At 68.3% G+C, this 13326-nt stretch carries 13 protein-coding genes; 5 read left to right on the top strand and 8 right to left on the bottom strand.

The window, feature by feature from the left end; genetic code table 11:
• Window positions 1–16: 16 nt before the first annotated feature.
• Complete coding sequence (locus R2707_07290) at window positions 17–946, bottom strand: TIGR03621 family F420-dependent LLM class oxidoreductase (GenBank protein ID MEZ5244882.1); 930 nt, start codon at window positions 944–946, stop codon at window positions 17–19.
• Between the two features lie 79 nt (window positions 947–1025).
• Between R2707_07290 and R2707_07285 the strand changes: the two genes are divergently transcribed.
• Complete coding sequence (locus tag R2707_07285; GenBank protein MEZ5244881.1) at window positions 1026–1466, top strand: PPOX class F420-dependent oxidoreductase; 441 nt, start codon at window positions 1026–1028, stop codon at window positions 1464–1466.
• Between the two features lie 9 nt (window positions 1467–1475).
• Here the strand turns inward: R2707_07285 and R2707_07280 are convergent, their stop codons facing one another.
• Entirely contained in the window at window positions 1476–2543 is a 1068-nt protein-coding gene (locus R2707_07280) for a hypothetical protein (GenBank protein MEZ5244880.1), read from the bottom strand.
• Between the two features lie 81 nt (window positions 2544–2624).
• Here R2707_07280 and R2707_07275 point away from each other — a divergent pair, with 81 nt between their 5' ends.
• Window positions 2625–3563: an FAD-dependent oxidoreductase gene (locus R2707_07275; protein MEZ5244879.1), complete on the top strand. Its 939-nt coding sequence runs from the start codon at window positions 2625–2627 to the stop codon at window positions 3561–3563.
• Window positions 3564–3656: 93 nt separating this feature from the next.
• Here R2707_07275 and R2707_07270 read toward each other — a convergent pair whose 3' ends face one another.
• From R2707_07270 to R2707_07250, 5 genes are all read right to left on the bottom strand, one after another.
• Window positions 3657–4931 carry a hypothetical protein gene (locus R2707_07270; protein ID MEZ5244878.1) on the bottom strand — a complete coding sequence of 425 codons (1275 nt, stop codon included), beginning with the start codon at window positions 4929–4931 and terminating at the stop codon, window positions 3657–3659.
• 77 nt (window positions 4932–5008) lie between these two features.
• On the bottom strand, window positions 5009–5905 hold the full coding sequence (locus tag R2707_07265) for an ABC transporter permease (protein MEZ5244877.1): 897 nt from the start codon (window positions 5903–5905) through the stop codon (window positions 5009–5011).
• Window positions 5902–6720, bottom strand: a complete 819-nt coding sequence (locus tag R2707_07260) for an ABC transporter ATP-binding protein (protein MEZ5244876.1) — start codon at window positions 6718–6720, stop codon at window positions 5902–5904. Before R2707_07260 ends, R2707_07265 begins: the two co-directional genes overlap by 4 nt.
• A gap of 98 nt (window positions 6721–6818) precedes the next feature.
• Window positions 6819–8603 carry an NAD(P)/FAD-dependent oxidoreductase gene (locus tag R2707_07255; GenBank protein MEZ5244875.1) on the bottom strand — a complete coding sequence of 595 codons (1785 nt, stop codon included), beginning with the start codon at window positions 8601–8603 and terminating at the stop codon, window positions 6819–6821.
• 118 nt (window positions 8604–8721) lie between these two features.
• Window positions 8722–9357, bottom strand: coding sequence for a TetR/AcrR family transcriptional regulator (locus R2707_07250; protein MEZ5244874.1), 636 nt, complete (start codon window positions 9355–9357; stop codon window positions 8722–8724).
• Window positions 9358–9484: 127 nt separating this feature from the next.
• Between R2707_07250 and R2707_07245 the strand changes: the two genes are divergently transcribed.
• Genes R2707_07245 through R2707_07235 form a run of 3 tightly spaced genes read left to right on the top strand, consistent with a single transcriptional unit; the run spans window position 9485 to window position 12503 of the window.
• Window positions 9485–10381 (top strand): metal-dependent hydrolase, encoded by an 897-nt coding sequence (locus R2707_07245; protein MEZ5244873.1) that lies wholly within the window; start codon window positions 9485–9487, stop codon window positions 10379–10381.
• Entirely contained in the window at window positions 10378–11937 is a 1560-nt protein-coding gene (locus R2707_07240; protein ID MEZ5244872.1) for an NAD(P)/FAD-dependent oxidoreductase, read from the top strand. The genes R2707_07245 and R2707_07240 overlap by 4 nt, the downstream gene beginning before the upstream one ends.
• Entirely contained in the window at window positions 11934–12503 is a 570-nt protein-coding gene (locus R2707_07235; protein ID MEZ5244871.1) for a DUF1269 domain-containing protein, read from the top strand. The genes R2707_07240 and R2707_07235 overlap by 4 nt, the downstream gene beginning before the upstream one ends.
• Here R2707_07235 and R2707_07230 read toward each other — a convergent pair.
• Complete coding sequence (locus R2707_07230) at window positions 12494–13300, bottom strand: siderophore-interacting protein (GenBank protein ID MEZ5244870.1); 807 nt, start codon at window positions 13298–13300, stop codon at window positions 12494–12496. The two genes, R2707_07235 and R2707_07230, sit on opposite strands and share 10 nt — an antisense overlap.
• Window positions 13301–13326: the final 26 nt, after the last annotated feature.

The following is a 13326-nucleotide window of genomic DNA, read 5'->3' as shown; positions in this document are numbered from 1 at the left end:
TACCGGTCGCCGGGTTTCAGCCGCCGGCCAGGCGGGCCACCACCGGCTCGAGGGCGATGGCGGTGTCGAGTCCCTGCACGATGAAGTAGCTGAAGCCCCACCGTTCACGCCGTTCCTCGAGCTGGCGGACGATCTGATCCGGCGAGCCGACCAGGAGGATCGGACTCGCCGCGGCCTCGGCCGGGTCGAGTCCGAACAGGGCGGCGGTGCCCTCGATCGCCGCCTGCTGGTCATCGACCACCTGCGTCGACATCACGAGCGAGTTGAGTTCGATGTCGGCCATGCGGTCGCCGGCGGCGTCGCGCACCCACTCGAGCTTCTCGTCGAACCGGGCGGGGGTGATGTCGGCCACGGCATCGGGGCCGATCTCGCCGGCCTTCAGATTGGCGGTGACCCCCACGATGTCGGCGTGTTGCGCGGCGATGGTCAACATGCGTTTCCCGCCGCCACCGATCAGCAGCGGGGGAGGGGTCTGCACCGGCTTCGGGAGCCCGTCGAGACCCGAGATGGTGTAGTGGTCGCCGGCGAAGTCGACGGGACCGTCGCCGAAGAGGCCTCTGATGATCTCGATCGACTCCAGCATCCGGTCGATGCGTTCCCCGGGTCGGTCATAGGACATGCCCGCAGCGTCGTAGTCGGAGCGCATCCAGCCGGCGCCGATGCCGAACTCCATCCGGCCGTCGGACAGCACGTCGAGGGTCGCCATGTCCTTGGCGAGCACGACGGGATGGCGATAGTCGTTGCCGAACACGAGCGCGCCCACGCGCAGTGTCGTGGTCGCCTGCGCGGCGACGGCAAGGGCCGGGGCAACCGCGAGCTGGTCCTCGAAGTGGTCCGGCATGACGAGGGTCGAGAACCCGAGGTCCTCGACCCGCCGTGCGGTGTCGGCCCAGGTCATGCCGGGCGTGGTCGTGTTGATCTGGACACCGAAACGGAACGGCCGCATGGGGTCTCCTCTCGCCGTGTCCGGCCGACACTAGCGAAGCCGATGGCCCGCGGAACCGACCCGGGCCTACAGTCGGGTCATGGCGCGACCGCTCGACGACGAGGAGACCCGGGCGTTTCTGGCAACGGGCACCCGCACGGGAAAGCTCGCATGGGTGACGAAATCGGGTCGGCCTGCCGTGACCCCGGTCTGGTTCGTGCTCGATGAGCACGACGCCGGCTTCGATCTCGTGTTCAACACCGCGAGGGCATCCGGCAAGGCGAAGGCGTTCGCCCGAGACCCTCGGGTGTCGCTCGTGGTCGACGAGGAGCACCCGCCGTACGGCTTCGTGAAGATCGACGGCCAGGTCGAACTCATCGACGAACCGACGACCCGCCTGGCGTTCGCGACCCGTATCGGCGGTCGCTACATGGGTGCGGACAGAGCGGAGGACTTCGGTGCCCGCAACGGTGGCGACGACGAGTGGCTCGTGCGCCTCCGGCCCGACCGGGTGACCGCGTTCGCCGACATCAGCGGCTGAACCCGGCTCTCAGCCCCGACACTCCTCGGTGCCGATGACGGCAGCGGCGGAGGCGACCATCTCGTCGGCCGTCCCGTTGAAGGGTGGTTCGAGGAGCCACACGTAGTCGTCGCAGGCGAACGCGACTTCGGCGGCCTGGACGAAGCCGAGGTTGTCGTCGGGCTTCGGCAGGGTGACGCGCACGTCGACGCCTCCGATCGTCTCGATGCTCGTCTCGCCCGTGTAGTAGCGCGGCGTCATGGGGTCGAACCAGCCGGTCGGTGCGACGTCGGCCACCGAGATCTGCCCGGTGGTCGAGATGAACTGGGCATAGCCTTCCTCGCTGCCGACCTCGGTGGGCTGGGCGATACCCACGTTGCGCATGCCGGCGGCCTCCAGGGCATCGAGGGCGTGCTGCTCGGCCGGGACGCTGATCTCGGGCTCGAAGAAGTCGCGGGTTCCGGAGTCCCAGTCCTTCGCAGCGGGGCCGAAGGAGTAGTCGGCATGGCCGATCACGATCGATTCGTCATCGGCGCCGGAGACGCCCCACAGCGACATGTCGTCGGACAGGTACTCGCCGGTGAGGTCGCCGACCGGGAGGCGCACCACCGCCTGGGCCCGGAACGGCTCCGACGGTCGAGCGGTCGTCTGCACTGCGAACGCCGCACGTCGGCCGGTCCACGCCGCAACGACGAGCCATTGCCCGGTGGTGTCGTCGGCCGCGAGGAGCAGCCCACAGTCGAGGCCGAGGCGTTCGGCGTAGAGCTCGCCGGTTGCGGTGCGTTCGGCGAACGACGTGTCGGTCGGGTCGGTGTCCCATCCGGTCGGTACCGCCAGCCGGGCCGTCGCCAAGGCGCCCTCGATCACGGCCAGGGGACCGCTCGGGTCGCACAGCGGGGCGGGAACCGTCGTGGTGGTCGTTGTCGGTGTCGTCGGCGGGGTCGTTGGCGATGACGACGTGGGGGTCGTGGGCGGCGACGTCGTGGCCGGGGTCGAGGTCGTGCTGGTACCGATCGGCGAGGTCGTGGTGGCGTCGTCGGCGCACGAGGTGAGCAGGAGGGCGATCGAGGCGAGGGAGATCAGGAGACGGCGCTTCACCTCCCCAGTGGGGCCACAGACCGGCCCGATCGGCCAGGGACCTCGGTCCCGAATCCGCGACGCGACGCCTAGCGTGGCGGGATGAGCAGCGACGTCGTGGTCATCGGCGCGGGCATTGCCGGACTGTCGGCAGCGCGCGTGTTGCGCGCCCAGGGGCACTCGGTTCGGGTGCTGGACAAGGCCCGGGGTGTCGGTGGCCGGATGGCCAGCCGCCGGATCGGCGACGCTCGTTTCGATCACGGCGCACAGTTCTTCACCGTGCGCTCCTCGGCGTTCGCCGCGGTGGTCGAGCGGGCGAAGCTCGCCGGTGCCGTCATCGAGTGGACCCACGGCTTTCAGGCGACACCCGACGGCCATCCCCGTTGGCGAGGCGCCGAGGGGATGACGTCGCTGTGCAAGTGGATGGCGACCGACGCAGGGATCGAGCCGGAGCTCGGCTGCATGGTCGCCGACGTCCGCGAGTATCCGGCCGATGCCTACGTCGTCACGGCCCCGGTACCCCAGAGCCTCGCGATCCTGTCGTTCTCCGGCCTGCTGCCCGAACCGGCGACGGCGACGCGACTCGCGGGGATCGCCTACAAGCCGACCATCGCGATCCTCGCCACGCTCGATCGGGCACCGACCGCGATGCCGCCTCACGGCGGCTGCCAGTTCGCCGAGGGCGACGACCTCGCCTTCCTGACCGACAACCAGGCCAAGGGGATCTCGCCCGTTCCGGCGCTCACGGTGCACCTGTCGAACGATCGCAGCCACGAGTACTGGGGGCGTACCGACGACGATGTCGTGGCGTTCGCGACGGGTCGGGTCGGATCGCTGCTCGGTGATGCATCGATCGTTGCCGCCCAGGTCCAGCGATGGCGCTACGCGGGTCCCGTCGAGGTCCATCCGGAACCCACCGTCGTGTGGGGCAGCGCACCGGTGGTGGCCCTCGCCGGCGAGGCGTTCGCCGGCCCCAAGGTCGAGGGTGCCTTCCTCTCCGGCATGGCAGCGGCCGCTGCGGTCGACGAGCGCCTCGGCTGAGGGCGCGTCCCGCCCGCAACGCGAGGAACTCCCCCGACGCATCGGTCGGGGGAGTTCCTTCGGTGTTGCTTCGGTTGTCCGCTACCGGAGTCGTCAGCTCGCGCCGACAGCCTCGAGGTAGAAGCTGCGGTCGACGATCAGGCTCTCATCGACGGGCGTGTCGAATTCGGTGATCGTTCCGCCGTCGATGAACAGCTCCTGGACACGAGTCGTCGTGCCTTCACGGATCTCCCAGTCCATGACGAGTGAGGGAACCAGACGAAGGTCGTCGACGGGCCGGTCGATCTCGGCGGAGATCAGGTCCATCACGGCGTCGTCGCTGTGGTAGTCGCCCTGGTAGTAGGTGTTCACGGAACGGATGAATGCACGGGCGAACGCCACGCCGAGCTCACGGTTCTCGAGCAGCCGCTTGCCGAAGGAGTACTGACCGAGGGGCTCACCCGGGGTCTGGCTCGCGGCAAGGAAGAAGTTCGGGTCCTGCTGGGCATCGAGCCAGAACGGGTCGAGCAGCACGGCACACTGGACGCCGTTGTTCTGCAGCGCCGTCAGGGCGTCGGCATTCGGGATGGCCTCGATCACCGTGTCGGTCACGTCGAGGTCCTGACCGGTCTGACGCTCGATCTCGGCGATGCTGTAGTACACCGAGACGGAGCCCTTGCCGACCGACGACGACCACTTCAGGTCGGCGACTTCCAGCAGGTCAGGATCGTCCGGGTTCGAGAAGGCATCGCGGCGGCACCACAGACCTGTCTGGGCGACGTCGTAGTTGCCTGCATCCGGCGGGAAGTAGTTGCCGAGGGTCGCTCGCACGTCGAGGCCGAGGTTGCCGGCGTTGAACAGAGCGATCTCGATACCGCCCACGGCCACGTCGATGTCGCCGCTCGCCATCTGGGGAACCGCGTCGGAGTAGCCGATGTTGACGAACTCGATGTCGATGTTCTCCTTGTCGAACTCACCCTGTGAGATCGCGAGGAGCAGCGGTGAGTTGAACTCGAGGCGGAACGCGGATGCGACCACGACGGTCTCCCGCTCGGGAAGCGGCACGGGAGCCGGGAACCCGGGCTCGCAACGGGCGACCTGGCGGCTCGGGTCGATGATCGACGGATCGGTCACCGATGCTTCGCTGCACCCCTCGACGAAGCCACTGTCGACGTCGCCGTCGTCGTCGCCGCTGTCCATGTCGTCGCCACTGTCCATGTCGTCGCCGCTGTCGCCGCTGTCACCGCTGTCACCGGTGTCGCCGCTGTCGCTGGTGTCGCCGCTGTCGGTCGCCGTCGAGTCGTCGGCATCGTCACCGCATGCGACCGCGACCAAGGTCAATGTGAGTGCGACCGCCAAGAGGCGGAGCGCTTTGGAAGTGCGTTTCATGGATGGGAACCCCCTGTTGGAACGGACCGGATGGTCCGTGTCTTTCTCTGTCTGACTTGCTTGCTGGCGCCGGACCGTCACAGGACGGATCGGTCATTGGATGCCCAGGGTGTTGCCAACCTGGACAGGAACTGGATCACCGCGACGAACAGCACCCCGAGGACCGCGGCGACGAAGAGTCCGACGTAGGCCTGGAGTGGATCGAGCACGGTGCGGGCGTTGTTGATCCGATAGCCGATGCCCTGGAGCCCCGGCGAGAAGACGAACTCCACGCCGATGAGGGTCAGCACCGCCACCCCGGCCGCCACCCGCAGGCCGAGGAAGATCTGGGGGAGCGAGGCCGGCAGGATCACGTGGCGGAACGTCTGCAGGCGGGAACTCCCGAACGACTTCGCCGTCTCCTGGAGCTGGTCCGACACCGCGAGCACTGCGGCCATCGACTGGATCCAGACGAAGAAGAACACCGTGACGGCGATGACGGCGATGAGCGGCTTGTCGTCGAATCCGAGCACGATGAGGAAGATGCCGATGAGGGCGAGCTTCGGCACGGTGTAGAGAGCGTTGAGCGTCGGTTCGAGCGTGACCCGCAGGGTGCGGAACGTGCCCATCGTGACGCCGAACAGGAGGCCGAAGAACACACCCCAGCCGTAGCCCCAGAGCATGCGGCGGACACTGATCCCGATGTCGACCCACCAGTTGCCCTTCGGGTTCTCCTTGAAGGTGCGGCCGATCTCGCCGGCGATGTCGCTCGGCGGTGGATAGAAGCGGCGGTCGATCCACTCGGCCGAGGCGGCAACCTGCCACAGGGTCAGGATCAGCACCGGGAATGCGACGGCGAGGGTGGTCTCGATGATGCGGCGCCGGCGCAGGTACTTGTTGGGGTCGCGGTCGGCCGGTGAGGGCACCCGCACGACCCGCTCGAGGGAATGGGTGGTGAGTTCGGCGCGTGCGGCTTGCACGGGATCGTCGCTCATGGCTCGACGGTCTCCTCTCGGTCGGGCTCGACTTCGGCGCGCAGGAGTCGCCAGAGCTGACTGGTCATCGCCGCGAATTCGGGACTGTCCCGGATCTCGTTGCTGCGGGGCCGCTCGAACGGCACCGAGATGTCGGCGATGATCCGGCCCGGGCGCGACGACATCACGAGGACGCGGTCGCCGAGAAGCACGGCCTCTTCGAGACTGTGGGTGATGAACAGCACGGTCCGGCGGTCTGCCTGCCAGAGGGCGAGGAGCTCGTCCTGGAGGATCTGGCGCATCTGGGCATCGAGGGCGGCGAACGGCTCGTCCATCAACAGGATCTGTGGTTCGACGGCGAGTGCGCGGGCGATGGCCACCCGCTGCTTCATGCCGCCCGAGAGCGTGTGCGGCCACGACCGGGCCCGTTCGCCGAGCCCCAGCTTCTCGAGGTACGCGAGCGCCCGTTCGTTGCCTTCCTTCTTCTTCACGCCCTGGATGTCGAGGCCGTAGCGGGCGTTGTCGATCACCCGCTTCCACGGGAAGATCGAATAGTCCTGGAACACCATCGCCGTCGACTGGGTGTCGGAGCGGGTCGAGAGTTCGACGGAGCCTTCGCTCGGTCCGATCAAGCCGGCGACCATGCGCAGGAACGTCGACTTGCCGCAGCCCGATGGTCCGACGAGACACACGAACTCGCCGTCGCGGATCGTCAGGTCGACCGGACCCATCGCATGGATCCGTTCGGACCCGGCGCCGCCGAAGTAGCGGTGGACTCCGTTCGCGATGATCTTGTCGCCGAGCCGCGAATCCTGCTCTGCATCGTCAGGCTGCAAGGACCCCCCCTCCCCTCCGAAGACGCCGACAACGTAGCACGACGAACCTAAGGTGCAATCATTTAGGAGATTGCCGACCCGAGATCGTCGGTCGGAGATCAGGACGTGTGCGTCAGGCGGGTTCCCGCCATGTCGCCGGATTCGCGCCAGCGCTGGAGATAGCCGGCGTAGTGCATCAGGCTTCCGGGGTAGACGAGATTGCGGGCACCCTCCGGGGTGAAGCTGCCCTCGCTGTTGTAGTAGCCCGGCGTGCAGGTCAGGGAATACTCGGCGAGACCCATGGCCACGCCGTGCAGCACCGACAGCCACTCGTCCTCGGCCTCGACGGTCGCCTCGATCGAGGCGATTCCCTCCGACTCGCATGTGGCCACGATCCACGCCACATGACGGGCCGACTCGGACAGGAAATGGACGAAGTTGGTGCCGAAGCCGGCCTGCACGGTGCTGATGACCAACATGTTCGGGAAGTCCGCGGTGAGGATGCCGTGCAGGGTGTGGGCGCCGTCGCCCCATCGTTCGCTCAGCCGCGTGCCGTTGCGGCCGACCGGGTCGAACCCCAGCCTGCGCACCAGGCCGGTGGTCACCTCGAAGCCGGAGGCGAAGATCAGCAGGTCGAGGTCGTACTGCTTGCCGTCGACGATGGGCCCGGCCGGACCGATCTCGCGCACGCCCCGGCCGTCGGTGTCGACGAGGTGCACGTTGGGCTCGTTGAACGCGGCCAGGTAGTCGTCGTGGAAGCAGACCCGCTTGCAGTGCTTGCCGTACCAGGGCTTGAGCTTCTCGGCCGTCTCGGGATCGTGGACGGTGTCCTCGACCCGCTGGCGGAGTTCCGCCATGACCTCGAAGTCGGCCTGGTCGAGTTCGCGGCGTTGCTCGGGGCTCTCGGCCTGGATGTTGGTGTTCTCCCAGAGAATGCGGGTCCAGCCGTCGCCGACGAGGTCCTGCTCGGGCTTCTCGCCGGTGACCGCCGCCGTGAAGTTGCGCATGCGCTCCTCCTGCCAACCCGGCTCGAGGCTCGAGAACCACTCCACGTCGGTCGGGCCGTTGTTGCGCACCCCGACCGCGGACGGTGTCCGCTGGAAGACGTAGACGTCCTTCGCGGTGCGGGCCAGCTGGGGGACGACCTGGACCGCCGTCGCACCGGTACCGATGATGCCGACCGTCTTGTCGGCGAGCTTGTCCATCGGCGTCGTCGCGCTGCCGCCGGTGTAGGAGTAGTCCCAGCGGGCGGTGTGGAACGACCGTCCGGCGAAGGTCTCGATGCCTTCGATGCCGGGCAGCTTCGCCTTGTGGAGGATGCCGCCGGCGGTGATCAGGAACTTCGCCGCGATGCGGTCGCCGCGGGTGGTCGTGATGTTCCAGTGCTCGGCGTCGTCGTCCCACTCGGCCGTTTCCATCTCCGTCTGGAAGAGGGCATGGTCGTAGAGGTCGAAGTGGCGACCGATCCGCTGGCAGTGCTCGAAGATCTCGGTGGCGCTGGCGTACTTCTCGGTGGGCATGTAGCCCGTCTCCTCGAGCAGCGGCATGTAGGTGTAGGACTCGACGTCGCACATGCAGCCCGGGTAGCGGTTCCAGTACCAGGTGCCGCCGAAGTCGCCCGCTTTGTCGATGATGCGGAAGTCGCGGATGCCCAGCCGGGTCAGCTCGACCGAGGTGAGCATGCCGCCGAAGCCGGCACCGACGATGAGGGCGAGGCGTTCCTCGACGACCGGTTCGCGCGTGAAGCCCGGAACGACCCAGGGGTCGCGGTCGAAGTCCGCGTAGTCGCCGGTGAACTCCTTGTACTGCGCGAGTCCGTCGTCGCGCACGCGCTTCTCACGCTCGCGCTCGTATCGCTCGCGGGCTTCGGCGACGGGGTCGATGGCGTCGGAATCTGAAGACATGGCGCTCACTGCGGGTCGGTGGATGGGGCGGACATCCGGAGTCTGACAGCACCGGCGCCTCGTGGTCGCACCGGCGGTTGCCGTGCGTGCGCGGTGTCGGCTGCGGGTCCGGTTGGGCTCAGCGGGGAAGGGGATCGACGGCGGCCTCGATGACGGCGAGCATCTCGCGTCCGTGGGCCGCGCCGGCGTCGGCACCGAACTGCACGGCGGCGAGCAGCATCGTGATGAAGATGCCGACGATGCCGTGCCCGATCGTCTCGGCATCGATGTCGGCTCGCACCAGTCCGACGCCCTGATCGGCGCGGAGGCGAGCGGCGACCGCCGATCGGAGCTCCTCCATCGCCGGAAGTTCGACGATGCGATCGGCGACCTCGGGCTCGAGGCCGGCGAGCATCCGGCGGGCGAGCGGCCGCCGGTCGAGGGCCTCGATGAGGGTGAAGACCAGCGAGTCTCGCCAGGTCTGGTCTCCGGGCGTCTCGAGCACCGACGACACCCCTTCCTCGATGAGGGCGGCGATGTCGGCGTCGAGGGCGGCGAGGAAGAGTGCCCGCTTGTTGTCGAAGTAGGCGTAGGCGAGGGTGCCGCTGACGTTGGCGTCGCGGGCGATGTCGGCAACGGATGTGGCCCGGTACCCGTCGCGCCCGAAGCGGGCGATCGCCACGGTGAGGATCGCGTCGCGGGTCTGGGCGCCCTTCTCGGTCGGGGGATCGGTGATCGTCACGAATCCAGTGTCGCGGCCGAGGGCGAGAGACATGTGACGAGCATAACAGATTGAGGGATTGAGTAAATCTCTCAATTCGTGTAGGTTGTCGAGGCGGCGTTCGCCGCGCGATCCCCCAATCGCCATCCGCAGACACGTTCCCCAGGAGCCGGAGCTCACCATGACCACAGTGCCCACCACGACCCCAGTGCCCACAGCGAAGACCGCGCCGGCTCGGGCGGTGCCCACTCGCCGCATCTCGTTCGACGAGTCGCTCGCGGCGCTCCCCAAGCACTTCGCCGGCGATGACGACCTCATCGCCAGCCATCTCGCTGCCGTCCTCTCCGCCCTGTTCCCCGACGGCGAGGACTTCTTCGTCCGCTCCGTGCGCAACTTCCGCGACCGGATCGACGACCCGGCGCTGCAGCGCGACGTCGCCGGATTCATCGGGCAGGAAGCAGTGCACGGCAGGGAGCACCGCGTGCTCAACGACCGCCTGGCCGAACTCGGCTACCCGACCAAGCGCATCGAGCGCTCGGTCCGCTTCGGCCTCCGGGTGAGGGATCGGCTGGCCTCGCCGATCGCCAATCTCGCGGCGACCGCTGCGCTCGAGCACTACACGGCCACCCTCGCCGAGTTGCTGCTGAGCAACGAGGAGGTACGCGAGCAGCTGGGCACGCCCGAGTTGCGCGACGTGTTCTTGTGGCACGCGCTCGAGGAATGCGAGCACAAGGCGGTCGCGTTCGACGTCTACAAGGCGGTCGGCGGTTCGGAGCGCACCCGGAAGATGCAGATGAACCTGATCACGGTGAGCTTCATCTGGGCGGTCTCGTTCAATGTCTTCCTGTCGCTGCTGTGGGATCGTGAGACCTACCGGCGTGGTCGCCTTCGGGCAAGCGTCCGGCGGCTGCGCAAGAGCCCGATGTTCACCAAGGACGTGTGGCGCCGCCTGCGCGACTACAACCGCAGCGACTTCCACCCCGACGACCACGACACCGACGAACTGCTCGAGGCCTGGCGAGACGAGTTGTTCGGCGCCGAGGGTCGACTCAACCACATGCTCGCCGGGGCTGCATGAGCGAGACGGTCGCATCGCCCGAACACTCGGCCGTCCCCGAACACCTGGATGTCCTCGTCATCGGGGCCGGTCTGTCCGGCATCGACGCGGGCTATCACCTGCAGGCGGCGGACCCCGACCTGTCCTATGCGATCTTCGAGGCGCGCGACGCGATCGGGGGTACGTGGGATCTGTTCCGCTACCCGGGTGTCCGCTCCGACAGCGACATGTACACGCTGGGCTACCCGTGGCGCCCATGGCGTGGCGAGAAGGCGATCGCCGACGGCGACGACATCCTCGCCTACATCGTCGACGCAGCAGCCGAACACGGGATCGACGAGAAGATCCGCTTCGGCCTGCGGGTGATCGCCCTCGAGTGGTCGACCCCCGAGGCCTGCTGGAACGTGACGGCGGTCGAGGTCGGCACCGACCGGCGGATCACCCTCACCTGCGGTTTCGTCGTGTCGTGCACCGGCTACTACCGCTACGACCGGGGACACACCCCCGACTTCGACGGCCTCGAAGACTATTCGGGGCAGGTGATCCATCCCCAGTTCTGGCCCGAGGACTTCGATGCGTCGGGGGCCCGTGTCGTCGTCATCGGGAGTGGCGCGACCGCCGTCACCCTCGTGCCGGCCCTCGTCGATCCGGCGAGCACCCACCGGGCCGACCACGTCACCATGCTGCAACGATCGCCCACCTACATCGCGGCCGTCCCCTACAAGAACCCCATCGTGGGCAGGCTCGAGAAGGTGGTGCCCGACCGCTGGTCGGGGCCTGCGGTCCGTTGGTTCGCGGCGCTGGGTTCGCAGGGCTTCTTCCGCTTCGCCCGTCGCTTCCCGAAGTTGGTGCGATCGCTGTTGCTGAAGGGCGTCGAACGCGAGCTGCCCGACGGCTACGACATCGCCACACACTTCACACCCCGCTACGACCCGTGGGACCAGCGCCTCTGCGCCGATCCCGACGGCACGCTGTTCGCGGCGATCCGTCGTGGCGACGTGTCCGTCGTGACCGACGAGATCGACCGCTTCACGGCGACCGGTGTCCGCCTGCGTTCGGGTATCGAGTTGCCGGCCGACATCGTCGTGACCGCGACCGGGCTCGAGCTGCTCTTCCTGGGCGGGACGCAGGTCGTCGTCGACGGTGGGGTCGTCGACCTCTCGTCGCGGCTGCTGTATCGGGGGATGATGCTCGAGGGTGTGCCCAACCTCGCGATCGCGGTGGGCTACACCAACGCGTCGTGGACGTTGAAGTGCGATCTCACCTGTGAGTACGTGCCCCGTCTCCTCGCCGAGATGCGGGCGCAGGGAAAGGCCCAGGCAACCCCGCGCAACCACGACCGCAGTGTCTCGTCCGAGCCGGTACTCGGTCTCACCGCGGGCTATGTCCAACGATCGGCCCACCTCTTCCCGCGGCAGGGGTGGAAGGCGCCGTGGCGGGTGCATCAGAGCTACCTCAAGGACTATCGGGCGATCCGGCGCGGTGCCGTGGTCGACGAGGCGCTGGAGCTGTCGAATCCCCGCGTCGATGCCGCGCCGCACCGGGCGGGGGTTGTCTCCCGTATCCTCCGTACATGACCGCCGACGCGAGCGAGGGCAAACAACAGACGCTGGTCGGGATCTCGTTCGACGACCTGTACCGCGCCCAGGAGTTCATGACTGCGGCCGTCGGCATGGCCGCCCGCGGTGATCTCGTGCTCGACGATCGGGTACTGATCGTCAAGGACGAGAAGGGCGACACCAAGGTCGTCGAGACCACCGACCTCCAGAGCGGGCGCAGTGCCGTCTCCGGGGCGATGTGGGCCGGGCTCGTCGGGCTGATCATCGGCGGCCCCGTCGGCTGGGCCGCAGGCATCGCCGCTGGTGCCGGTGCCGGCGCCATCGCCGCGAAGGTGATCGACCTCGGCATCTCCGACGAGTGGGTCGAGTGGTTCCGCCAGGCCGTCGTCCCCGGGTCGGCGATCGTCGCGCTCCTGGTCACCGACCTCCGCGACGACGCACTCGTCGAGGAGGCCCGCCGGTTCACCGGATCGCATCTGGTCTACGCGAACCTCGAAGAGGGCATGATCGAGCGTCTGGCCGAGGCGCTGGGTGATCTCGACGGGCCCGACGCCCGCCCCGAGGCACCCGAAGATCAGTCCTGATCGGCGGTCCGCTCGGGCTTCCAGTAGCCGCGGATCGTCGTCTGTGATCGGGCGACGCCGCGTCGATCGAAGAGCAGCTTGCGGATCGCCTGCATCGACGCGGCCTCGCCGGCCGCCCAGACGTGGGTGGTCCCGGTGATCTCGGCAAGCTCGCTCGCGGCGGCGACGAGCCGTGCACCGGGCGCCTCGCCCTGCTGCCGCACGACCCACTCGACCGTCGCCCCGGGGTGTGGGGGAAGGGGGCGGATCGCCTCGTCCCGATCGACTTCGGCCGTCACCGTGATCGTCGTCGTGGGAGCGAGACGATCGAGTAGTTGCGCGATCGCCGGTACCGCGGTTTCGTCGCCGAGGAGATGGAACGTTGTCGCATCGGGCGAGAACTCCGCACCCCGTCCCGGCCCCGAGAGGGCCGCGGGGGAGCCCACCGCGGCGTGTTCCGCCCATTGCGACACCACGCCGCCGGCGTGACGGACGATCTCGAGGGCGAGCCGATCGGGTGCCCCGGCCGCGAGCGGGGTGAACGTGCGCAACGCGGGTCGCACGTCGCCGGGCAGCAGGAACTCGTTGCCGTTCCATGTGGGAAGGATCAGCTCTGTCGTTCCCGGAGACGGGACGAGGAGCCGAACGCTGGCGGCCGGTTCGGCGCACATCGCGTCGATACCGGCAGCCTCGAACGTGAGCCGGAGGAGCCGCGGGGTGACCTCGACCCGCTCGACCACCGTCACGGGGACGAGCGGTGGGGGTTCACGCCGCGACCGAAGCCGTTCGACGCGATCATCGGGGCTGGCGTCGCTCATGGCGCCAGAGTCTAGAGAACGAGCAG

Source organism: Acidimicrobiales bacterium (assembly GCA_041394245.1).
Classification (GTDB): Bacteria; Actinomycetota; Acidimicrobiia; order Acidimicrobiales; family Aldehydirespiratoraceae; genus JAJRXC01.
Note: the sequence above shows the minus strand (reverse complement) of the source record. Positions and strands in the feature narration are given on the sequence as shown.

Excerpts from the sequence above, each read along its gene's own strand:
- R2707_07290 (MEZ5244882.1), bottom strand. The coding sequence starts at position 946 with ATGCGGCCGTTCCGTTTCGGTGTCCAGATCAACACGACCACGCCCGGC.
- R2707_07285 (MEZ5244881.1), top strand. The coding sequence starts at position 1,026 with ATGGCGCGACCGCTCGACGACGAGGAGACCCGGGCGTTTCTGGCAACG.
- R2707_07275 (MEZ5244879.1), top strand. The coding sequence starts at position 2,625 with ATGAGCAGCGACGTCGTGGTCATCGGCGCGGGCATTGCCGGACTGTCG.
- R2707_07270 (MEZ5244878.1), bottom strand. The coding sequence starts at position 4,931 with ATGAAACGCACTTCCAAAGCGCTCCGCCTCTTGGCGGTCGCACTCACA.
- R2707_07265 (MEZ5244877.1), bottom strand. The coding sequence starts at position 5,905 with ATGAGCGACGATCCCGTGCAAGCCGCACGCGCCGAACTCACCACCCAT.
- R2707_07255 (MEZ5244875.1), bottom strand. The coding sequence starts at position 8,603 with ATGTCTTCAGATTCCGACGCCATCGACCCCGTCGCCGAAGCCCGCGAG.
- R2707_07250 (MEZ5244874.1), bottom strand. The coding sequence starts at position 9,357 with ATGTCTCTCGCCCTCGGCCGCGACACTGGATTCGTGACGATCACCGAT.
- R2707_07245 (MEZ5244873.1), top strand. The coding sequence starts at position 9,485 with ATGACCACAGTGCCCACCACGACCCCAGTGCCCACAGCGAAGACCGCG.
- R2707_07240 (MEZ5244872.1), top strand. The coding sequence starts at position 10,378 with ATGAGCGAGACGGTCGCATCGCCCGAACACTCGGCCGTCCCCGAACAC.
- R2707_07235 (MEZ5244871.1), top strand. The coding sequence starts at position 11,934 with ATGACCGCCGACGCGAGCGAGGGCAAACAACAGACGCTGGTCGGGATC.
- R2707_07230 (MEZ5244870.1), bottom strand. The coding sequence starts at position 13,300 with ATGAGCGACGCCAGCCCCGATGATCGCGTCGAACGGCTTCGGTCGCGG.